Here is a 19,770-nt window from a genome sequence, read left to right as displayed (position 1 = left end):
GTGCGGTCCTCAGCCCTGCAGAGCCTCGGCGACGGTCTCGGCGAAGTCCGCGACGCGCGGACCCCAGCGGGACGCGACGTCGTCGTCGGCCTCCACGATCCGGCCCTCGACCACCGCCGGGACGCTGCCGAAAGCCGGTCGCTGGGCCACCGTCTCCGCACTCTGACCGCAGCACTTGGTGTCGGCGAGCACGATGATCTCCGGCGCCTGGTCGACGACGTACTCCGCCGACAGCTGCGGGTAGCCGCCGCTGGGGTCCGAGGCGCCGTCGGCGATGTTCTCCAGGCCGAACATGCTGTAGATGCTGCCGATGAACGTGCTGCTGTCCGCGGAGTAGAGCTCCGGGCCGAGCTCGTGGAACACCCGCTGCCCGGCGGCATCGGCCGGCACCGAGTCGACGGCGGCCTGGATGCGGTCGCGCACGTCGGCGACGACCTCGGCGGCCTCCTCCGGGTGGCCGGTGGCCTCGCCGAGCAGCTCGATCTGCCCGTAGGTGTCGTCGAGGTCCTCGGCGGCCTCGAGGAGCAGCACCGGGACGTCGAGGGTCTCGAGGGCGTCGACGATGCCGTTGGTGTCGTTGCTGAGCACCACGAGGTCGGGCTCGTACCCGGCGATGGCCTCGGCGTTGGGCGTGAACGCCGACAGGTCGGTCGTCGGCGCCTGCGTGGGGTAGGTGGAGTTGTCGTCGACGGCCCGGACCTGGTCGCCGGCACCGATGGCGAAGAGCATCTCGGTGGCGGAGGCCGACATCGAGACGATCTCCTCCGGGCGCTCGTCGAGCGTGACCTCGCCGTTGTCGCCGGTCACGGTGACGGGGAAGCCGCCGGCGGCCGAGGACGGTGCCGCCTCGTCCGCGGCCGTCTCCGGGGACCCGCCGCAGGCGGTCAGGGCCAGCAGCGGAGCGGTCAGCAGACCGAGGAGGGCAGGGCGGAGCCGCCGCGGGGCGGGCGCGCTCGTCGGCGCCGCGCGGGGGGATGTGCCGGGCAAGGGGGGCCTCCACGAGGAGGCGGCGAGCGTCGTCGCCCGAGCTGGTCCGACGCTCGATGCGCGACCCTTGCCGCGAGGGTCGGATGCACGGCGCAGGGCAGGCGATCTGGCTCGGCCGGTGGAGGGCCTTCACAGTTGCGGGACAGCGCCGGGTTCGCACCGGACTTCGCTGCCGCTGCACCGCCGGCGGGAGAGCCGGCGGGCAGAAAGGTACCAGCGGACCCGTCCCGGCCGCCCCGGAGCGCAGCCGGCGGGGATCAACAGGGGGTGGTCGCCGGCGCCTGTGGACGGGGCCACGTGGTGGCGAGGACGACCCCGCGGAGCCGCTCCTCGTCGACCGGGCCGAAGACCCGCGAGTCGACCGAGCCCTCCCGCTCGTCGCCGAGCAGGAAGACCGAGCCGTCCGGGACGCTGACCGGCCCGAACCAGACGCCGTCCAGCCGCGCGGGATCGCTCCAGGGCTCGCAGACGGCGGCGCCGTCCACGACGAGGACGCCGTCCTCGACCGCGACGGACTCCCCGCCGAACGCCACGACCCGCTTGACCAGCGGCGCGGTGCCCGGTGCCGCCGGGTCGGCCACCACGACGTCCCAGCGGTCCACCGACACCGGCCACCGGAGGACCAGCACGAGGTCCCCGACGTCCAGCGTCGGCGCCATGCTGCCCGAGGCGACCCGCACCAGCTGCACCGGGAACAGGCCGAGGACGGAGAGGACCAGGCAGACCAGGGCTCCGGCACCCAGGCGCACCCCCAGGGAGGACCGACGACGGATCGCGGTGCGCGGCGCCGCGTGCCGTCCGGTCGGACGGGGCCCGCGGTCAGCCACGGCATCCGCGCCGGCGGCCGGCGGCGCCCGGTCCGGGCAGGGACGGCTCCGGAGAGATGCACCGCGGGCGGCGGGGGACGTCCATCTCGGGTGCTCCTCTCCTCCGCCGCGGGCTGCGCTGTCGGTGCGAGGGTGCTGCGCCGCGGGGAGCCGGGGCAGCCGGGCCCGGGGCGTCCGGCTCCCCCCAATCCAGGGGGTCGCGGCGCAGGTCAGACCTCGTGGTCGACCGGCAGGCGGACCGTGATGCAGGCCCCGCCGCCCGGGCGCTCACCCATCTCGAGCCGGCCGCCCAGGGCGGCGACGCGGTCGGCCATCAGCTTCAGCCCCAGGTGGCCTTCCGGGCTGCCGCTGTACCCCGGTGGGAAGCCGACGCCGTCGTCGGCCACCTCCAGCCGCACCCCGGTGCTGCGCCCGCCGTCGTCCGCCTCGAGCGTCACCCAGACGCACTGCGCCTGGGCGTGGTGGGCCACGTTGGCGAGCGTCTCCTTGGCGGTCCGGTACAGGGTCGCGGTCTGCTGGGGGCCCAGCGGGGGCAGTGGCCCGGTCCGCACGTCGACGGACACCCCCTGCTCCTTGAGCGGGAGCACCAGGTCGTCCAGGGCCCGCGGGAGCCCCTCGGCCGAGAGGTCGGGAGGGTAGACGTCCAGCATGACCCGGCGCAGCGACGCGACGGCGGTGCGCACCACGCCCGCCAGCCGGTCCACCATCGCCCGGCGCTCCTCGGGGACGGTGGAGCGCAGCGCGCTGAGGGCGTAGCTGACGCCGGCGAGGTCCTGCACCGGGCCGTCGTGCAGGTCGGCGGCGATGGCCCGCCGCTCGCGCTCGGACGACTCGAGGGCGGCATCGGCGAGGGCGGCGCGCTCGGCGTCGTTCCGCCGGACGCGCTTGGCGAGGGAGGCCGCGATGGGGAACTGGACCGCCTGCAGGAGCACCAGGCCGCCGAGCGCCAGCGGCAGGATCTGACCCCGCAGCCGGGCGGCCTGCCGGTCGATGACCGTGTGGTCGTAGTAGATCTCGAGCACGAGGTTCTCCCCGTTCCCCGACAGGGGGGCGTAGACCTCCAGGACCGGCCCGGAGTCGTCCCCGTTGTAGGTCGCGTCGGGGGACTCGTCGATCTCGGCGACGATGCGACCGTCGAGCGCGGCCCGCAGCTCCTCGCTGAGCGGTTCCTGCAGACCGATCAGCTGGCGCTCGCTGGAGTAGATGACCCAGCCCTCGTCGTCCCAGATGACGATCGCCTCGATCGAGGGGTCCAGGAGGCGGCTGGCGACGGCCCGCTCGAACTCGATCCGGTTGGCCACGGACCCGTTGAGGTATCCGGGCACGAGCGGGCCGAGCGCCAGGGTGGAGATGCGGGTGGTGGTCCGCTGCACCTCCTCCAGCGCGTTGGACCGGGCGATGCGCTCGCTGATGAGCACGGTGGCGGAGGACACGGCGACGAGCGCCAGGACGGCGGCGACGGAGAAGAAGGTCAGTTCCCGTCCGATCCGCGATGCGGGCCGGCGGCGGTACCACGCTCGGTGGTACGGGTCCCCAGCTGTCATCCTCCGCGTTCAGCGCTCGCGGGTGGGCGGCAGCAGGCCGACCTCTTGGGCCTTGATCACGGCCTCCAGCTGCGACCGGACGCCGAGCTTGGTGTGCAGGGACTTCACGTAGCCCCGGCAGGTCTCGACGGTGATGCCCAGCAGGCGGGCGATGCCCTTGACCGGCATGCCGCGGCCCAGGCAGTCCAGCACCTCCTTCTCGCGCCGGGTGAGCACGGGAGGAGGCGCGGTGCGCCCGGTCGGGGCGGAGGGGGAGCCGCCCGCGAAGGCGGAGGGGGCGACGATCATCTGCCCGAGCCGGACCCGGGAGAGGACGTCGATCATCTCTTCCAGGGAGCCGTTCTTCGGGATGTAGGCCGAGGCGCCGGCCTGGGCCGCCCGGACCACCCAGGTGGGGTCGCAGTGCCCGGTCACGACCGCGACGATCGTGCCGGGAGCCACCTCGCGGATCTGGCGGGTCGCCGTCAGCCCGTCCTGCCGCGGCATCTCGATGTCCATGATCACGATGTCGGGGCGAAGGTCCCGGGCCATCGCGACGGCCTGCGCCGCCGAGGTGGCCGTGCCGACTGGCTCCATGCCCGCGGACCGCAGGGCGCCGGCGAGCAGTTCGGCGAACGTCCGGTGGTCGTCCACCACCAGGATGCGCGCCGCGTCGACGCGGGTCGGACGGTCGGACAGGGTCATGAGCGGCACGGTCGACTCCCAGCTGTCGCGGCCCCCGGGTGAGGGCCTCCGTTGCCGGGCGAGTATGGGGGCGGCCAGGCCGTTGTGGTACGGCAACGGCCAGTACCGGGACCTTGGTCCTCATCGGGTGATCTTGATCACCGTCGCGCCCTCGCGCTGCGTCGTCACCGCGGTGCTGTGCGTTCCCGCCCCAGAGGCGACAACCCCCGGGCGTCCGGTCAGATGGGGCGTCCTCCGCAGGCCGCGGCTTCGGGCCACGCGCTGCCCCCGTCGGCGACCGTGCGGATGTGGTCGGCGAGGGCGTCGGAGTCCTCACCCTTGGCGAGGAAGCCGGCGGCACCGAGCGCCCTGGCCTCCTCCATGACGCTCGACACGACCGTGCCCGTCAGCAGCACGATCCTGACGTCGGGGCACTCGTGGCGCAGTTGCGCCGCGGCCTCGAGCCCGGTCATCCGTGGCATGACGTGGTCCAGCAGGGCGACGTGCGGACGGGTGGAGCGGGCGGCCGGCAGGACCTCGTCGCCGTCGGAGCAGGCGGCGACGACCGCGATGTCGGCGGTGGACTCGAAGAGGTCGCAGAGTGCGAGCCGGACACCTGTGTGGTCGTCGGCGATCAACAGGCGGATCACGTGCACCCCTGTCCTGAGGTGGCGGCCGGGTGCACCGAGGGTTCCGGTGCCGTGCGGCGGAGGGAAAGAGCCGGCTGGGAGTGTGGATGCCCCGACCGGCTGAGCGCCAACCGCGCAGTGACGGCGCGCGGTGCATCCGGGGGGTCGACGGGGGTGGTGCCGCCCCCGGGCGCTGGCCCGATGCGGCGGGACGGGCTCGTGCCCTCGGAGCCGGGATCTGGCTCCGAAGCGGCTCCTGCCCGGGTGGGGAGCGGCTCGGCGGCGGCGGCATGCGGTCCTCCTGTGCGCACGGGTTCCGGATCCCCCCGGACGGGGCGGGACGATGCGCAGAGTCTCGGCGCGCCGAGGCCCGGTCGACAGCCGAGGGGTGGGGACGTGCCTGCCCCCAATGTGAGGGGCCGCTCACTCCGCCACCTCCCGGCGCTCACCGGCGGGCGCCGAGGACCTCCGTGTAGACGTCCACCGTCTGACGGGCGATCGCGGCCCAGCCGAACTCGGCGACGACCCGCTCCCGGCCCGCCGCCCCCATGGCGGCGGCGCGCCCGGGGTCGGCCAGCAGCTCGGCGGTGCGCGCGGCCAGACCGGCGGCGAACCCGGTCGGGTCGGCCTCGTCGTACGGCACCAGCAGGCCGGTGCGGCCGTCGTCGACGACCTCCGGGATGCCGCCCACGGCGCTGGCCACGACGGCGGTCCCGCAGGCCGCGGCCTCGAGGTTCACGATGCCGAGCGGCTCGTAGACCGACGGGCAGACGAACACGGTCGCGCCGGTGATCAGCGGCACCAGCTGCTCGCGCGGCAGCATCTCCTCGATCCACACCACACCGTCGCGGCGGGCCTGGAGTGCGGCGACCGCGTCGGCGACCTGCTGCCGCTCGGCCGGGGTGTCGGCGGCCCCCGCGCACAGGACGAGGCCGGCGTCGGCGGGCAGCTGCTCGGCCGCGGCGAGCAGGTGCACCAGCCCCTTCTGGCGGGTGATCCGGCCGACGAAGAGCGCGTACGCCCGGTCGGGGTCCACCCCCAGCGCGCGGACGACCTCCGGCGCGTGCACCGGCCGGTACGCCTGCGCATCGACGCCGTTGCGGACCACGTGCACCCGTGCCGGGTCCAGCTCGGGGTAGACGGCGAGCACGTCCTCGCGCATGCCCGAGCTCACCGCGACGACCGCGTCGGCGGCGAGGTAGGCGGTGCGCTCGGCCCAGGAGGAGAGGCGGTAGCCGCCGCCGAGCTGGTCGGCCTTCCACGGCCGGCGCGGCTCCAGCGAGTGGGCCGTGACCACGTGCGGCACGCCGTGCACCAGCGAGGCGAGCAGCCCCGCGGTGTTCGCGTACCAGGTGTGGCTGTGCACCAGGTCGGCGCCGGCCAGCGCGGCGGCGATCTCGACGTCGACCCCGACCGCCTGCAGGGCGCCGTTGGCCTCGGAGAGCCCCGGCGGCACGGCGTGGGCGGTCGCGTCCGGCCGCGCCCCGCCGAAGCAGTGGACGTCGACCTCCACGTCCTCCCCGCCGCCGGCAGGGCCCGGCACGGCGCGCAGGGCCGCCACCAGGTGTTCGACGTGCACCCCCGCGCCGCCGTAGACGTCCGGCGGCCACTCTCGCGTGACGATCCCGATGCGCACGCGGTCACCCTAGAAGGACCCCGCTGCCCCCCGCCGCTCGCAGGCTCGCGGCGGGTCCCTGCAGCGGGGCCGTTCCCTCTCGTCACGTGCTCACGGCGGGTCCCTGCAGCGGGGCCGTTCCCTCACGTCACGTGCTCACGGCGGGTCCCTGCAGCGGGGCCGTTCCATCGGGTCACCGGGTCAGGGCGCTGTGTGCCGGCGGTCACTCGTTCGGGGGCGGCCGGGCCGCGGGGCGGGGGTTGCGTGCGGCGGGGGGACGGCCCAGCCGCTACGTTGCGGACATGCGCGGCGGTCCACGGGTTCTCGGCATCGTCCTGGCGGGCGGTGAGGGAAAGCGGCTGGCTCCGCTGACCCAGGACCGCGCGAAGCCGGCCGTCCCCTTCGGGGGCAACTACCGGCTCGTCGACTTCGTGCTCTCCAACCTGGTCAACGGCGACATCCGGCACATCGCCGTCCTCACCCAGTACAAGAGCCACAGCCTCGACCGGCACATCACCCAGACCTGGCGCATGTCCAGCCTGCTCGGCAACTACGTGACCCCCGTGCCGGCCCAGCAGCGGCTCGGCCCCCGCTGGTACACCGGCAGCGCCGACGCGATCTTCCAGAGCCTCAACCTGATCTACGACGAGCGCCCCGACGTCGTCGTCGTCTTCGGGGCCGACCACGTGTACCGGATGGACCCGGCCCAGATGGTCGACCAGCACCTGCAGACGGGGGCGGGCGTCACCATCGCCGGGCTGCGGGTGCCGCGGCGGGAGGCGACGGAGTTCGGCGTCATCGACTCCGACGCCGAGGGGAAGGTGCGGGGCTTCCTGGAGAAGCCGGCCGACCCGCCGGGGCTCCCCGACTCGCCCGAGGAGAGCTTCGCCTCCATGGGCAACTACGTCTTCACCACCGACGCCCTGCTGGAGGCCCTGCGCGCCGACGCGGAGGACGCCGACTCGGTGCACGACATGGGTGGCTCGATCATGCCCATGCTCGCCGAGGCCGGGGAGGCGTGGGTCTACGACTTCTCCACCAACGTCGTGCCCGGTGCCACCGAGCGGGACCAGGGTTACTGGCGTGATGTCGGGACGATCGACTCCTACTACGACGCGCACATGGACCTGGTGTCGGTCTCGCCGGTCTTCAACCTCTACAACGACCGCTGGCCGATCTACACCCTGCCGCCGCAGCGCCCGCCGGCGAAGTTCGTGCTCGGTGGCCGGGCCGAGGAGTCGATGGTCAGCGCCGGCGCCATCATCGGCGGTGGCTCGGTGCGCAACTCGGTGATCTCCCCGGGGGTCCGCGTGGAGCGGGGCGCGCGGGTCGAGGACAGCGTCGTCATGGACGGCGCCTACATCGGCGAGGGCGCGCAGGTCCGTCGGGCCATCCTGGACAAGAACGTGGTCGTGCCGCCCGGCGCCCGGATCGGCCTGGACCACGAGCTCGACCGCGAGCGCTACCACGTGAGCGCCGGCGGGATCACCGTCGTCGGCAAGGGCATCCGCGCCTACGTCTGAGGGGATGGCGGGCCTGATGGCGCGGGACGTCGACGTCGTCACCGAGACGGTGATCCACCGCCCCCGGGCCGAGGTCGCCGAGTTCGCAGGCGACCCCGGTCGCGCGCCGGAGTGGTACCGCACGATCGACTCGGTCGAGTGGCGGACCGCTCCGCCGGTCGCCGTCGGGTCGCGCGTGGACTTCGTGGCCCGGTTCCTCCGCCGGCGGCTGGCCTACACCTACGAGGTGGCCGAGCTCGTGCCCGGCGAGCGGCTGGTGATGCGCACGACCCAGGGGCCGTTCCCCATGGAGACCACCTACACCTGGGACGAGCTCGCCCGGGACCGCACCCGGATGACGCTGCGCAACCGCGGGCGCCCGGAAGGCTTCCCCGCCCTCGCCTCCCCGTTCCTGGCCGCCGCGATCCGGCGGGCCAACCGCGCCGACCTCGCCCGCCTGCGCGAGCTGCTCGAGCGGTCGTAGCGGTCAGGCGCGCTTCGTCGCCACCAGGAGGCCGGAGCCGATCGGGAGGACGGCGGGCAGCAGGGTCTCGTCGTCGCGGATGGTCCGCGCGATCTCCCGCCAGGCCACCGACTGCAGGTCCCGGGCGGTGCGGTCGGCGACCCTGCCGCCCTCGAGCAGCCCGTGGCAGGTCAGGTTGCCGCCCACCCGCACCAGGGCGAGCAGGGCCGGGAGGTGCTCGGCGTACTCCCGGGGCGGGCCGGCGCAGCAGACCATGTCGTAGCCGCCGGGGGAGAGCCGGGGGAGGACCTCGCCGGGGGTGCCGAAGATCAGCCGCGCCCGGCTGGCCGGCACCCGGGCCTCGGCCAGGGCCGTGCGGGCGGCGCGCAGCTGCTCGGGGTCGCCGTCGAGCGCGGTGAGCACGCCGTCGGGCCGCATCCCGCGCAGCAGCCACAGCGCGGCCAGCCCGCCGCCGCTGCCGATCGAGACCACCGAACGGGCGCCGCTGGTGGCGGCCAGCACGGCCAGGGTGGCGCCCACGGGCGGCTCCACCGGGGCGGGGCCCGAGAGGAACTGCGCGCGCCTCCGGGCGGCCTGCATCTCGGGCGACTCGGTGGCGAAGCGGTCGGCGTAGGCGGCGCCCTGGTCGGTGCCGCCCGGGGGTGGCGGCTGATCGGCGCTCATCACCGGCCGAGGGTAGTGGCCCGGGGCCGCCGGGCCGTGTGCGCGGGCGGACCTGTGCGTCTCCTGGGAGTCGCGGTGCGCGGGAACACAGGTGAGCCCGCCGTCCGTTGATCAGGACGTGCGCCTGATGCGATCCGTGTCCCGCCCCGCCGACGCCGCGGAGGTCGCCGGCGGTCCTGTCTGCGATCCTGGTGGCGTGCCCGAGTCCACCGCTCCCGAGCCCGCCGCCGCGGCGGAGCACGAGGGCTGGGTGGCGCCCAGCTGGGAGCAGGTCGTCCGTGACCACTCCGCGCGCGTGTACCGGCTGGCCTACCGCCTGTCGGGGAACCCGCAGGACGCCGAGGACCTGACCCAGGAGACCTTCGTGCGGGTGTTCCGCTCGCTGGCCGACTACTCGCCGGGCACGTTCGAGGGCTGGCTGCACCGCATCACCACGAACCTCTTCCTCGACATGGTCCGCCGCCGCCAGCGGATCCGGTTCGACGCGCTGCCCGACGACACCGAGCGGCTGCCCGGCCGGGCGCCGAGCCCCGAGCAGGTCTACGCCGACACCCACCTCGACCCGCAGGTCCAGGCGGCCCTCGACGCGCTCTCCCCGGAGTTCCGGGTGGCCGTGGTCCTCTGCGACATCGAGGGCCTCACCTACGAGGAGATCGCCGCCACGCTGGGCATCAAGCTCGGCACCGTGCGCAGCCGCATCCACCGGGGCCGGGTGCAGCTGCGCGAGGCCCTGGCCCACCTCGCCCCGCGCCGTGCCGGTGTCCCGGGGGAGGTGGGGGCGTGAGCATCCCGGAGAGCCACCTGGCCCAGGAGGCGATCGCCGCGCTGGTCGACGGCGAGCTCGGCGCCGGGCCGGCGGCGCGGGCGGCCCGGCACCTCGCCGGCTGCGCCAGCTGCCGCATGGCCGTGACCGCGCAGCGCGAGGCCAAGGACGCCCTGCACGGCTCGGCCGACGTCGCCATGCCCGGTGACCTCATGTCCCGGCTCTGCGCGATCCCCTTCACCGCCGAGGTGCCGGGCGCCGGCTCCGGTCCCGGGGCCATGAGCGCCTCGGCCGGGGAGCTGACGGTGACCGGCAGCTCCGGCGCCTTCTCCCTCGACCTCACCGAGAGTGCGCGCCGTCGCGGGTCGGCGGGTGCCCGCTGGTTCCGCCGCGGGGTCGCCGGGACCATGGTCGGCCTGGGTGCCGGCGTGACCGCGCTGGCGCTCACCCTTCCCGGTGACGCCGGCCGCGCGCCCGCGGCAGACCCCGTGCAGCCCGAGCAGCAGACCGAGGTCGCGCCGCCGGTGCTCCGGACCGTCACCGTCGGCAACGCCGGCGGGCTCGGCTCACCGGGCGGCACGCCCTGAGCAGCACCCGGCACGACCCGTCCGAGGGACCGGTGCCCGGCGACGCCGGCGCGTACGCGCGCCCCGACGGTCAGTCGGGGGCCTTCGACGAGTCGACGGCGCCCCGGCTGGAGCCCCGCGCCGTGGACGCTCCGCGGCCGACCGCCGCGCAGGCGGGCGCCTTCGGGCGGCCCGAGCGGGTGGCGGGCAGCTTCGCCGGCGACCGCCCGCCGCCGGCGCCGCGCCCCGTCCCACCCCCGCCGCCCGAGGCGCTGCTGCGCGCCTTCGGTCCGCCCGCGCCGGGCCGCGGAGGGCTGCAGGAACCCCCCGGCGGGCGCCCGGGTCGACGGCGCACCGCCACCGGGCCGTGGTGGAAGGCCGACGCGCGCGAGGACCCGTGGCGCGACCCGTCGTCCCCGGCGGGCCTCGGCGCCCCCGCCGTCTACGACGACGAGGAGAACCAGCCGGGCCCGGTCGTCATCGACCCGCAGGGCCGCCGCAAGGTGCGGCTGCGCGACCTCTCGGTCCGGCTCACCACGCTCGCCGTGCTGGGACTGCTGCTCGTCGGGATCCTCGGCGGCGGGGTCGGCTGGTACCTGACGCGGACCGCCGACGAGACGCCGCTGTTCACCCCCGGCACGACGCTGGCGCAGGTCGACCCCGGCCGCACCGGCGAGCAGAGCCCGGTCTCCGACATCGCCGAGGCGGTGATCCCGGCCGTCGTCTCCATCGAGGTGCGCGTCGGTCAGGCCGGTGCCACCGGTTCCGGGGTCGTCATCGACGGCGAGAACGGTTACATCGTCACGAACAACCACGTCATCTCCGGCGCCGACGGCATCGAGGGCGCCGAGATCCGGGCGGTCTTCTCCGACGGCAGCGGCTCGGCCGCGCGCATCGTCGGACGCGACCCGGCGAGCGACCTCGCCGTCATCAAGGTGGAGAAGCCCGGCCTGGTGACGGCGACCCTCGGCCGGTCGGCCGACGTCATCGTCGGCGACCCGGTCGTGGCCATCGGCTCGCCGCTGGGGCTCGCCGGCACGGTCACCAGCGGGATCGTCAGCGCGCTCGACCGCCCGGTCCGGCTCTCCGGCGAGGGCACCGACACCAACGCCGTCATCAGCGCCGTGCAGACCGACGCGCCGATCAACCCGGGCAACTCCGGCGGGGCACTGGTGGACGCCGAGGGCGCGCTCGTCGGCATCAACACGGCGATCGCCTCCACCGGGGCGGGCGGGTCCATCGGCCTGGGCTTCGCCATCCCGGTGGACACCATGAAGCGGATCGTCGAGCAGCTCATCGCGACCGGCTCGGCCGTGCACGCCACGCTCGGCGTCAACGCCCGCTCGGTCACCGACGGCACCCGCGACGGCGCCCTCGTGGTCAACGTCGAGCCGGGCAGCCCGGCGGCCCAGGCGGGGATCCGCGAGGAGGACGTGATCATCGCCGTCGACGACACGAGGGTCGGCAGCTCCGAGGAGCTCTCCGTCGCCGTCGACGCCCGGCAGCCCGGCGACGTCGTCGCGGTCGAGCTCGTCCGGGGCGGCAGCTCGCGCACGGTCGAGGTGACGCTCGGGGCCGCGTAGGCCGGCGGGGCGGCTACGCTGACCACCGTCAGCGCTGGCGGCCGGAGGAGCGGGGAGCGCGGTGTTCGACTCGATCGGCTGGGGCGAGATCCTGGTCCTGGCGCTCGCGGCGCTCTTCATCTTCGGGCCCGAGCGGCTCCCCGACCTCGCGAAGGAAGCGGCGGCCGGGCTCAAGCGCATGCGCGGTGCCATCACCGGCGTCCGCGCGCAGGTCAACGACTCCCTGGGTGAGGACTTCGAGGGCCTCCGCGACCTGGACCTGCGCAAGTACCACCCGCGCACCTTCATCCGCGAACAGCTGCTCGGCGACGACGAGCCGCCGGTCTCCGCGGCCAGGGCGGGCGGCGCGACGGCCGCGACGGTGGTCGCCGCCCAGGCCCGCGACCGCAGCGTCCCCCCGCCCTTCGACGTCGACGCGACGTAGTCCCAGGGGCCGGCACAGGCCTTCCAGGCCGCGCGCTCGCCCCCCGCCGCCGGGATCAGGTGACCTGATCGTCGCGCGTCCTCCCTCAGGGCAGACGGTGAGGGAGGACGCGCCGCGGGGAGGGAGGACGACGGCGCGAGCGGACGGGCCCGGTCCTGAGACGCCGCGGGGCCGGTCCCCGGACGTCCGGGAACCGACCCCGCGAGGGTCGTGCACCGCTCAGTGGCGGACCGGGGTCAGCCCCAGCGACATGCCCGAGAGCCCGCGCTGGCGGACGGCGAGGCCTTCGGCGATCTTCTCCAGCGCCTGCGCCGCGGGGGAGTCCGGGTCGGCGAGCACGATCGGCGCACCGGCGTCGCCGGCCTCGCGCAGCCGGGTGTCCAGCGGGATCTGGCCGAGCAGCGGCACCCGGGCACCGAGGGTGCGGGTCAGCGCGTCGGAGACGGTCTGCCCGCCACCGGAGCCGAACACCTCGACGCGCGAGCCGTCGGGGAGGTCCATCCAGCTCATGTTCTCGATGACGCCGACGACCTGCTGGTGGGTCTGGGTGGCGATCGCACCGGCCCGCTCGGCCACCTCGGCGGCGGCCAGCTGCGGGGTCGTGACGACGAGGATCTCGGCGTTCGGCAGCAGCTGCGCGATGGAGATCGCGACGTCGCCGGTGCCGGGCGGGAGGTCGAGCAGCAGCACGTCGAGGTCGCCCCACCAGACATCGGCCAGGAACTGCTGCAGGGCGCGGTGCAGCATCGGCCCGCGCCACACGACCGGGGTGTTGCCCGGGGTGAACATGCCGATCGAGATGACCTTCACGCCCATGGACTGCGGCGGCATGATCATGTTGTCGACCTGCGTGGGCTTGTCGTCGACGCCCAGCATCCGCGGCACCGAGTGGCCGTAGATGTCGGCGTCCACGACGCCGACCGAGAGCCCGCGCTTGGCCAGGGCCGCGGCGAGGTTCACGGTGACGCTGGACTTGCCGACGCCGCCCTTGCCGGAGGCGACGGCGTAGACGCGGGTGAGCGAGCCGGGCTGCGCGAAGGGGATCACCGGGTCCGCGGCGTCGGTGCCGCGCACCGTCTTCCGCAGCTCGGCGCGCTGCTCGTCGTTCATCACGTCGAGGGCGACCTGCACCGAGGTCACCCCCGGGACCGCGCCCACGGCCTGGGTGACCCGGTTGGTGATCGTCTCCCGCATGGGGCAGCCGGCGACGGTCAGGTAGACCTCGACGGCGACCGAGCCGTCGGGCCCGATCCGCACGTCCTTGACCATGCCGAGCTCGGTGAGCGGGCGGTTGATCTCGGGGTCCTGGACGGTGGCCAGGGCGGCGTTGACGGCGTCGAGCGCGGGTGTGCCGGTCAGCTGGTCGGACATCGTGTTCGTCTGTCTCCTCACGAGCGGGGGACCGGCGTCCGGTGGTCGCGGCCGGAGCGGCGACCCGCGCGATCGGTCGCCTGCCACTCTACGGCGGCACGCGGACCCGACGGCCCGGCGGAGGGTGATCTGGGGCGCAACTAGGGTCGTCGTCGTGCAGCCCGACCGTGCCGAGACCCTGCGGGACGCGGTGGGCCTCGGGCTCGCCGTCGGCCTCTACGGGGTGGCGTTCGGCGCCGCGGCCGACGCCGCCGGGCTGGACCTCTGGCAGGCGGTGGTGCTGTCGGCGGTGATGTTCACCGGCGCCTCGCAGTTCGCGCTCATCGGCGTGCTCGGCGCCGGCGGCAGCCCGCTGGCCGCCGTCGGCAGCGCGTTGCTGCTGGGCACCCGCAACACCGTCTACGGCGTGCGCCTGGTGCCGCTGCTGCGTCCCCGGGGCGCGCTGCGCCGGGCGGGCTCGGCGCACTGGGTCATCGACGAGACGACGGCCCTCGCGCTGGCCGCACCCGACCGCGCCCTGGCCCGCCTGGCGTTCCTCGTCGGGGGCGCCACCCTCTACCTCACCTGGAACGTGACGACGGCGGTCGGCGCGCTGGGTGCCGCGGCGCTCGGCGGCACGGCGCGGGCGGCCCTGGACGCCGTCGTCCCGGCGGCATTCCTCGCGCTGCTGTGGCCCCGGCTGGGACGTGGCTTCGCCGAGCCCGCGGTGCAGCGACGGGTCGCGGTCGGGGGAGCGGTCGTCGCGCTCGCGCTCACCCCGTACGTGCCGCCCGGGGTGCAGGTGGTCGCCGCGGTCGTCGCCGTGGCCCTGGCCGGGCGCCCGCGACGGGCGGTGGCCCCGTGAGCGCGACCTGGACCGCGGTGCTGGTCGCCTCGGCCGGCTGCTACCTGCTCAAGCTGGCGGGGCTCTCGGTGCCCGCGGCCTGGGTGGAGCAGCCGTGGGTGGCCCGGGTCGTGGACTTCGTGCCCGCCGCGCTGCTGGCCGCGCTGGTCGTCGTCCAGGGGCTGACCAGCGGTGACCGGATCGTGGTGGACGGCCGCCTGGCCGGCCTGGTGGTGGCCGCGCTGGCCCTGGCGCTGCGCGCGCCGTTCATCGTGGTGCTGCTGCTCGCCGGCGCGGCGGGCGCGGGGGTGCACCTCCTCACGGGCTGACGCGCGCGTCGGACTGCGCCGGCGCGCTGGTCCACCCGGTGCGGGGCGTGGTCGACGCCGTGGTGGCGCTGTTGCTCGTGGTCGTCCTGGGCCGGGCCTGGCTAGACCGGGGCCGCGCCGCCGCGCGCCTCGGCCTCCTCGCGCTCCCGCCTCTTGCGCTTCTTCTCGCGCTTCTCGCTGTCGTCGCCGTCCTCGCTGGCGAGGCGGTTGAGCTCGCCGCGGATGAAGTCGCGGGTCGCGAGCTCGCCGACGGCCACCCGCAGCGCCGCGAGCTCGCGGGCCAGGTACTCGGTGTCCGCGCGGGTCGACGCCGCCCGAGCCCGGTCTTCCTCCGCCTGCACGCGGTCGCGGTCGGCCTGCCGGTTCTGCGCCAGCAGGATCAGCGGCGCGGCGTAGGCGGCCTGGGTCGAGAAGGCCAGGTTGAGCAGGATGAAGGGGTAGGGGTCCCAGCGCAGCCGCACCGCGAAGACGTTGAGCGAGATCCAGACGACGACGAGGATCGTCTGGACGGCCAGGAACCGGCCGGTGCCCAGGAACCGTGCGATGCCCTCGGCGAACTGGCCGACGGCGTCGGGGTTGAGGCGCAGGAAGCTGCCGAACCGGTGGGCGCCGCTGCGGGGGACGTCGAGCCGCGGGCCGTCAGCCACGGCGGGCCCGCTCCCGCCAGTCGTCGGGGAGCAGGTGGTCGAGGACGTCGTCCACGCTGACCGCGCCCACCAGCCGGCCCTGCGCGTCGACGACCGGGGCGGCGACGAGGTTGTAGGTCGCGAAGTAGTGGGTGACCTCGGCCAGGGGGGTCTCGGGCTTGAGCGGTTCGAGGTCGTCCAGCACGCCGCTCACCAGCGTGGATGGTGGCTCGCGCAGCAGCCGCTGGATGTGCGCGAGCCCCAGGTAGCGGCCGGTCGGCGTGGCCGACGGCGGGCGGCAGACGTACACCTGGCTGGCCAGCGACGGGGTGATCTCCTCCTGTCGCACCCGCGCCAGCGCCTCGGCGATCGTCGCGTCCGGGGAGAGGATGACCGGCTCGCTGGTCATCATCCCGCCGGCGGTGTCCTCGGAGTACTTGAGCAGCTGGCGCACGGACTCGGCCTCGTCGGGCTCCATCAGCTCCAGCAGCCGGTTCCGGTCGACGGCGTGCAGCTCGGAGAGCAGGTCCGCGGCGTCGTCGGGGTCCATCTCCTCGAGGACGTCGGCGGCCCGGCTCTCCTGGAGGGTGCCGAGGATGGTGATCTGCTCGGCCTCGGGGAGCTCGCCGAGGACGTCGGCCAGCCGCTCGTCGTCCATGGCCTCGGCGACCTCGTGCCGCCGCTTGATCGGCAGCTCCTGCAGGGCGTGGGCCATGTCCGCGGCGTTGAGCTCGCGGTAGGTGGCGATCAGCGTCTCGGCGCCCTGCCCGGTCTGCGGCAGCGCGAGCCCGGTCACCTCGTCCCACTCCAGCTGGTGGAGCTGGCCGCGCCGGCCGAGCCGGCCGGGCTCCTGGACGGCGACGCGGGAGAGCAGCCAGTCGCCGGTGCGGGTCTGCTCGATGGCGGCGTCGACGACCGACGCGGGGCGCCCGGACTCGTTGATCGTCACCCGCCGGTCGAGCAGCTCGCCGAGCACCAGGGTCTCGCCGGCCCGCTGCTCGAACCGCTTGAGGTTGAGCGTGCCCGAGGCGAGCAGCACCGCGCCCGGGTCCAGGGTCGTCACACGGCCCATCGGGACGAAGATCCGCCGCCGCGCGACCACCTCGACCACGAGGCCGAGCACCCGGGGGCAGGCCGTCCCGACGCGCAGGCCCACGACGACGTCGCGCACCTTGCCGACCCGGTCGCCGTTGGGGTCGAAGACGGTCAGCCCGGCGAGCCGGGAGACGTACGCCCTCGTCGCCGTGGTCACGGTCGGAAGGCTACCGTCGGGGCCGTGGCTGCCCCGGTCGAGCTGGACTACGAGGTCGTCGACGTCTTCGCCCCGCGTGCGTTCGCGGGCAACCCGCTGGCCGTGGTGTTCGGGGCGGACGAGCTGACGACGGAGCAGTGCCAGGCCCTGGCGAACGAGTTCGCGCTCTCGGAGACCTCCTTCCTGTGCGCCCCGACCGAGCCCGGGGCCGACTACCGGGTGCGGATCTTCACCCCCTACGCCGAGCTCCCGTTCGCCGGCCACCCGAGCGTCGGTGCGGCGCACACGCTGGTGCGCACCGGGCGGCTGCCGGCGGGCCTGCTGCGCCAGGAGTGCGGTGCCGGGGTGCTCGACGTCGTGGTGGACGGCGAGGGCGCGACCCTCTCCGGCGGCCGGCCCACCCTCGACGACGGTCCCCCCTCCGCCGCGCTCGCCTCGGCGCTCGGCCTGGACGCGGACGACCTCACCGGTGTGCCCGCCGACGTCGCCGGCTGCGGCCTGCCGTTCGCCTACCTCTCGGTCTGCCCCGACGCCGTCGACCGCGCCGCCCCCGAAGCCAAGGCGCTCGCCGGGTTCGACGTGGGGGAGGGAGTGTCGGTGCTCTCCTGGGACGCCGCCACGGCCACCGCCCGCGCGCGGGTTTTCGCCCGCGACCTGGTCTGGGGCGAGGACCCGGCCACCGGCTCGGCGGCCCTCGGCGCCGGGGTGTGGCTGGTGGAGAGCGGCTTGCTCGCCGGTGAGGGCACGTCCGGCTACACCGTGCGGCAGGGGGAGCGGATGGGGCGTCCCTCGGTCCTCGAGTGCACCGTCACCGCCGCGGGCAGCCGGGCGGTCGCCGCCACGGTGCGTGGCGCGGTCGTGCCGGTCGCGTCCGGCCGCATCCGGGTGCCCCGCTGGTGAAGGACCCCGTTCCCCTCGCACCTCGCTCCGCTCGGCGGGAACCTCTGGACGGGGCCGGCACCGCCTGGGCGCTGCACCGTCCGGGGGGCCGGGAGTTCGGCCTGCTCGCCCTCGCGGTCGTCGGCGTCTCGCTGTCGGCGCCGCTGACCGCGATGGTCGCCGCGCCGATGCTGGCGCTGGCCTTCTGGCGCAACGCCGCCGGCGCCGCACTCCTCGTCCCCGTGCTCCTCACCGGTGAGCGGTCCACCCTCACCGGGCTCCGGTGGCGCGACCTGCGGAGCTCCGTCGTCGCGGGGTTCTTCCTCGCGGCGCACTTCGCCGCGTGGCTGCCCAGCCTGTCGATGACCACCGTCGCCGCCTCGGTCGCGCTGGTCACCACGACCCCCATCTGGACGGCGCTCGCCGCGCGGGTCTCCGGGGTCCGGCTGCCGGCCGCGGTGTGGTGGGGGCTGCTCCTCGCGTTCGCCGGCGTCGTCCTCATCGTGGGGGTGGACGTGACGGTGAGCGCGGAGGCGCTCGCCGGTGACGCGCTGGCCCTGCTCGGGGCGATCTGCGCGGGCGGGTACGTGCTCGCGGGGGCCCGCGCTCGGCAGCGGCTGGCGACCTCCGCGTACGCCGTCGTCTGCTACTCGGTCTGCGCGGTCGTGATCGCCGTCGCCGCCCTGCTCGTCGACGCGCCGCTGACCGGGTTCGAGGCGCGCGACTGGTGGCTGATCGCGGCGATCACCGTCTCCGCCCAGCTGTTCGGCCACACGCTGCTGAACCTGGTGCTCTCCTCCGTGGGCCCCACCGTGGTGAGCCTCGCCGTCCTGCTGGAGGTGCCGGGCGCGCTCCTGTTCGCCCTGGTGCTGCTGCAGCAGGTGCCCCCGCTGCTCGCGCTCCCCGGGGTGCTCCTCGTGGTGGCCGGGGTGGCGCTGGTGGTGCGGGCCGGCCGCCCGACGACGCTGGTCGAGCCCGCCACCTGAGAAAGGCCACCGTCGCCCGACGGCCGATGATCAATGCGGGTCCGTGGCCGGGGATCGTCGTCGCTACCCTCCGGTGACCAACGTCGTCGACCAGCGGAGGCACCGTGGCCGAGCTCCGATCCCGTCGTTCCAACCTCGCCGTCCCGGGCAGCAACCCCCGGTTCCTGGAGAAGGCCAAGGGCCTGCCGGCCGACCAGGTGTTCCTCGACCTTGAGGACGCCTGCGCGCCGCTGGCCAAGCCCGGCGCCCGCAAGAACATCGTCGCGGCGCTGAACGAGGGCGGCTGGGGCGACAAGATCCGGACCGTCCGCGTCAACGACTGGACGACGGAGTGGACGTTCCAGGACGTGCTCGAGGTCGTGGGCGACGCCGGCGCCAACCTCGACTGCATCATGCTGCCGAAGGTCCAGGACGCCGCCCAGGTCAAGGCGCTGGACATGCTGCTCACCCAGATCGAGAAGAGCAACGGGCTCGAGGTCGGCCGCATCGGTATCGAGGCGCAGATCGAGACGGCGCAGGGCCTGATCAACGTCAACGACATCGCCTTCGCCAGCAACCGCATCGAGACGATCATCTTCGGCCCCGCCGACTTCATGGCCAGCATCAACATGAAGTCGCTGGTCGTGGGCGCGCTGCACCCCGACTACCCGGGGGACCCGTTCCACTACATCCTCATGCAGATCCTCATGGCCGCCCGCGCCCGCGGCGTGCAGGCCATCGACGGCCCCTTCCTGCAGGTCCGCGACGTGCCCGCCTTCGAGGAGGTCGCCAAGAGGTCGGCGATGCTCGGCTTCGACGGCAAGTGGGTGCTGCACCCGGGCCAGATCGACGCCGCCAACGAGATCTACGCGCCGTCGCAGGAGGACTACGACCACGCCGAGCTGATCCTCGACGCCTATGACTGGGCGACGTCGGAGGCCGGTGGCAAGAAGGGCTCCGCGATGCTCGGCGACGAGATGATCGACGAGGCCAGCCGCAAGATGGCCCTGGTCATCGCCGGCAAGGGGCGGGCCGCCGGGCTGCAGCGGACGTCGTCCTTCACCCCGCCGGAGGCGTGACCTCCTCCGAGGGACACGAGACGGCGGCCGCCCGGTGGGTCCGGGTGGCCGCCGTCGTCGGGCCGGTGTGAAGTCGATACCGAACCGACCGCAAATGCGGGGACGCGCCCGGTGACGACCCGTCGCCGAGTGGTCCGGCGGGCGCCGTGATGGCTTGTGGTGCCGGCGGCCTGCGCGGACCGTGTCCGCTGGAGCA

21 protein-coding genes are annotated in these 19,770 nt (G+C 74.9%); 11 read left to right on the top strand and 10 right to left on the bottom strand.

What is annotated here, in order from left to right; genetic code table 11:
- Window positions 1-9 precede the first annotated feature (9 nt).
- The 6 genes from ACI794_RS08370 to glgA form a co-directional block, all read right to left on the bottom strand.
- Entirely contained in the window at window positions 10-987 is a 978-nt protein-coding gene (locus ACI794_RS08370) for an ABC transporter substrate-binding protein (RefSeq protein WP_456616121.1), read from the bottom strand.
- A gap of 257 nt (window positions 988-1,244) precedes the next feature.
- Complete coding sequence (gene lepB, locus ACI794_RS08365; RefSeq protein WP_456616120.1) at window positions 1,245-1,736, bottom strand: signal peptidase I; 492 nt, start codon at window positions 1,734-1,736, stop codon at window positions 1,245-1,247.
- Between the two features lie 287 nt (window positions 1,737-2,023).
- On the bottom strand, window positions 2,024-3,358 hold the full coding sequence (locus ACI794_RS08360) for a sensor histidine kinase (protein ID WP_456616119.1): 1,335 nt from the start codon (window positions 3,356-3,358) through the stop codon (window positions 2,024-2,026).
- A 9-nt stretch (window positions 3,359-3,367) separates the two neighbouring features.
- Window positions 3,368-4,042 carry a response regulator gene (locus ACI794_RS08355; protein ID WP_456580770.1) on the bottom strand — a complete coding sequence of 225 codons (675 nt, stop codon included), beginning with the start codon at window positions 4,040-4,042 and terminating at the stop codon, window positions 3,368-3,370.
- 218 nt (window positions 4,043-4,260) lie between these two features.
- Complete coding sequence (locus ACI794_RS08350) at window positions 4,261-4,671, bottom strand: response regulator (protein ID WP_456601535.1); 411 nt, start codon at window positions 4,669-4,671, stop codon at window positions 4,261-4,263.
- A gap of 424 nt (window positions 4,672-5,095) precedes the next feature.
- Window positions 5,096-6,286: a glycogen synthase gene (glgA, locus tag ACI794_RS08345; protein WP_456616118.1), complete on the bottom strand. Its 1,191-nt coding sequence runs from the start codon at window positions 6,284-6,286 to the stop codon at window positions 5,096-5,098.
- Window positions 6,287-6,567: 281 nt separating this feature from the next.
- Here glgA and glgC point away from each other — a divergent pair, with 281 nt between their 5' ends.
- Together glgC and ACI794_RS08335 are read left to right on the top strand one after the other, a co-directional pair.
- On the top strand, window positions 6,568-7,788 hold the full coding sequence (glgC, locus tag ACI794_RS08340; RefSeq protein WP_456580767.1) for a glucose-1-phosphate adenylyltransferase: 1,221 nt from the start codon (window positions 6,568-6,570) through the stop codon (window positions 7,786-7,788).
- A gap of 4 nt (window positions 7,789-7,792) precedes the next feature.
- On the top strand, window positions 7,793-8,251 hold the full coding sequence (locus ACI794_RS08335) for an SRPBCC family protein (protein WP_456616117.1): 459 nt from the start codon (window positions 7,793-7,795) through the stop codon (window positions 8,249-8,251).
- A gap of 3 nt (window positions 8,252-8,254) precedes the next feature.
- Here ACI794_RS08335 and ACI794_RS08330 read toward each other — a convergent pair whose 3' ends face one another.
- Window positions 8,255-8,914, bottom strand: a complete 660-nt coding sequence (locus ACI794_RS08330) for an O-methyltransferase (protein ID WP_456616116.1) — start codon at window positions 8,912-8,914, stop codon at window positions 8,255-8,257.
- A gap of 196 nt (window positions 8,915-9,110) precedes the next feature.
- Here ACI794_RS08330 and sigE point away from each other — a divergent pair, with 196 nt between their 5' ends.
- The 4 genes from sigE (at window position 9,111) to ACI794_RS08310 (ending at window position 12,250) form a co-directional block, all read left to right on the top strand.
- Entirely contained in the window at window positions 9,111-9,698 is a 588-nt protein-coding gene (gene sigE / locus ACI794_RS08325) for an RNA polymerase sigma factor SigE (protein ID WP_456580764.1), read from the top strand.
- Complete coding sequence (locus ACI794_RS08320) at window positions 9,695-10,264, top strand: zf-HC2 domain-containing protein (RefSeq protein WP_456616115.1); 570 nt, start codon at window positions 9,695-9,697, stop codon at window positions 10,262-10,264. The genes sigE and ACI794_RS08320 overlap by 4 nt, the downstream gene beginning before the upstream one ends.
- 32 nt (window positions 10,265-10,296) lie before the next feature.
- Entirely contained in the window at window positions 10,297-11,826 is a 1,530-nt protein-coding gene (locus ACI794_RS08315; RefSeq protein WP_456601530.1) for a S1C family serine protease, read from the top strand.
- 61 nt (window positions 11,827-11,887) lie between these two features.
- Window positions 11,888-12,250 (top strand): twin-arginine translocase TatA/TatE family subunit, encoded by a 363-nt coding sequence (locus ACI794_RS08310; protein ID WP_456580761.1) that lies wholly within the window; start codon window positions 11,888-11,890, stop codon window positions 12,248-12,250.
- 219 nt (window positions 12,251-12,469) lie between these two features.
- Here ACI794_RS08310 and ACI794_RS08305 read toward each other — a convergent pair whose 3' ends face one another.
- Window positions 12,470-13,621, bottom strand: coding sequence for an Mrp/NBP35 family ATP-binding protein (locus tag ACI794_RS08305; RefSeq protein WP_456601529.1), 1,152 nt, complete (start codon window positions 13,619-13,621; stop codon window positions 12,470-12,472).
- 154 nt (window positions 13,622-13,775) lie between these two features.
- Between ACI794_RS08305 and ACI794_RS08300 the strand changes: the two genes are divergently transcribed.
- Entirely contained in the window at window positions 13,776-14,465 is a 690-nt protein-coding gene (locus ACI794_RS08300) for an AzlC family ABC transporter permease (RefSeq protein WP_456580759.1), read from the top strand.
- The gene (locus ACI794_RS08295; protein ID WP_456580758.1) at window positions 14,462-14,773 is read left to right on the top strand and encodes an AzlD domain-containing protein; all 312 of its coding nucleotides are present in this window, start codon (window positions 14,462-14,464) and stop codon (window positions 14,771-14,773) included. Before ACI794_RS08300 ends, ACI794_RS08295 begins: the two co-directional genes overlap by 4 nt.
- 101 nt (window positions 14,774-14,874) lie before the next feature.
- On the opposite strand, the gene ACI794_RS08290 is transcribed toward ACI794_RS08295, so the two are convergent.
- Both ACI794_RS08290 and ACI794_RS08285 read right to left on the bottom strand, forming a co-directional pair.
- A complete protein-coding gene (locus tag ACI794_RS08290) occupies window positions 14,875-15,420 on the bottom strand; it encodes a DUF1003 domain-containing protein (RefSeq protein WP_456601527.1) in 546 nt (181 codons plus the stop codon).
- Complete coding sequence (locus tag ACI794_RS08285) at window positions 15,413-16,651, bottom strand: magnesium transporter MgtE N-terminal domain-containing protein (RefSeq protein WP_456616114.1); 1,239 nt, start codon at window positions 16,649-16,651, stop codon at window positions 15,413-15,415. The genes ACI794_RS08290 and ACI794_RS08285 overlap by 8 nt, the downstream gene beginning before the upstream one ends.
- Window positions 16,652-16,675: 24 nt before the next feature.
- Here ACI794_RS08285 and ACI794_RS08280 point away from each other — a divergent pair, with 24 nt between their 5' ends.
- The 3 genes from ACI794_RS08280 (at window position 16,676) to ACI794_RS08270 (ending at window position 19,574) form a co-directional block, all read left to right on the top strand.
- Window positions 16,676-17,551 carry a PhzF family phenazine biosynthesis protein gene (locus ACI794_RS08280; RefSeq protein WP_456616113.1) on the top strand — a complete coding sequence of 292 codons (876 nt, stop codon included), beginning with the start codon at window positions 16,676-16,678 and terminating at the stop codon, window positions 17,549-17,551.
- Window positions 17,548-18,516: a DMT family transporter gene (locus ACI794_RS08275; RefSeq protein WP_456601525.1), complete on the top strand. Its 969-nt coding sequence runs from the start codon at window positions 17,548-17,550 to the stop codon at window positions 18,514-18,516. Before ACI794_RS08280 ends, ACI794_RS08275 begins: the two co-directional genes overlap by 4 nt.
- Window positions 18,517-18,620: 104 nt before the next feature.
- Window positions 18,621-19,574 (top strand): HpcH/HpaI aldolase/citrate lyase family protein, encoded by a 954-nt coding sequence (locus ACI794_RS08270; RefSeq protein WP_456616112.1) that lies wholly within the window; start codon window positions 18,621-18,623, stop codon window positions 19,572-19,574.
- Window positions 19,575-19,770 lie beyond the last annotated feature (196 nt).

The sequence above is a fragment of the Blastococcus sp. SYSU DS0541 genome (genome assembly GCF_054050875.1).
The sequence above is the reverse complement of the archived record's forward strand: the minus strand, read 5'-3'. Positions and strand labels throughout refer to the sequence as shown.

Coding starts and splice junctions, on each gene's coding strand:
- ACI794_RS08360 (WP_456616119.1), bottom strand. CDS start 3,358: ATGACAGCTGGGGACCCGTACCACCGAGCGTGGTACCGCCGCCGGCCC.
- ACI794_RS08330 (WP_456616116.1), bottom strand. CDS start 8,914: ATGAGCGCCGATCAGCCGCCACCCCCGGGCGGCACCGACCAGGGCGCC.
- glgC (WP_456580767.1), top strand. CDS start 6,568: ATGCGCGGCGGTCCACGGGTTCTCGGCATCGTCCTGGCGGGCGGTGAG.
- ACI794_RS08335 (WP_456616117.1), top strand. CDS start 7,793: ATGGCGGGCCTGATGGCGCGGGACGTCGACGTCGTCACCGAGACGGTG.
- ACI794_RS08355 (WP_456580770.1), bottom strand. CDS start 4,042: ATGACCCTGTCCGACCGTCCGACCCGCGTCGACGCGGCGCGCATCCTG.
- ACI794_RS08305 (WP_456601529.1), bottom strand. CDS start 13,621: ATGTCCGACCAGCTGACCGGCACACCCGCGCTCGACGCCGTCAACGCC.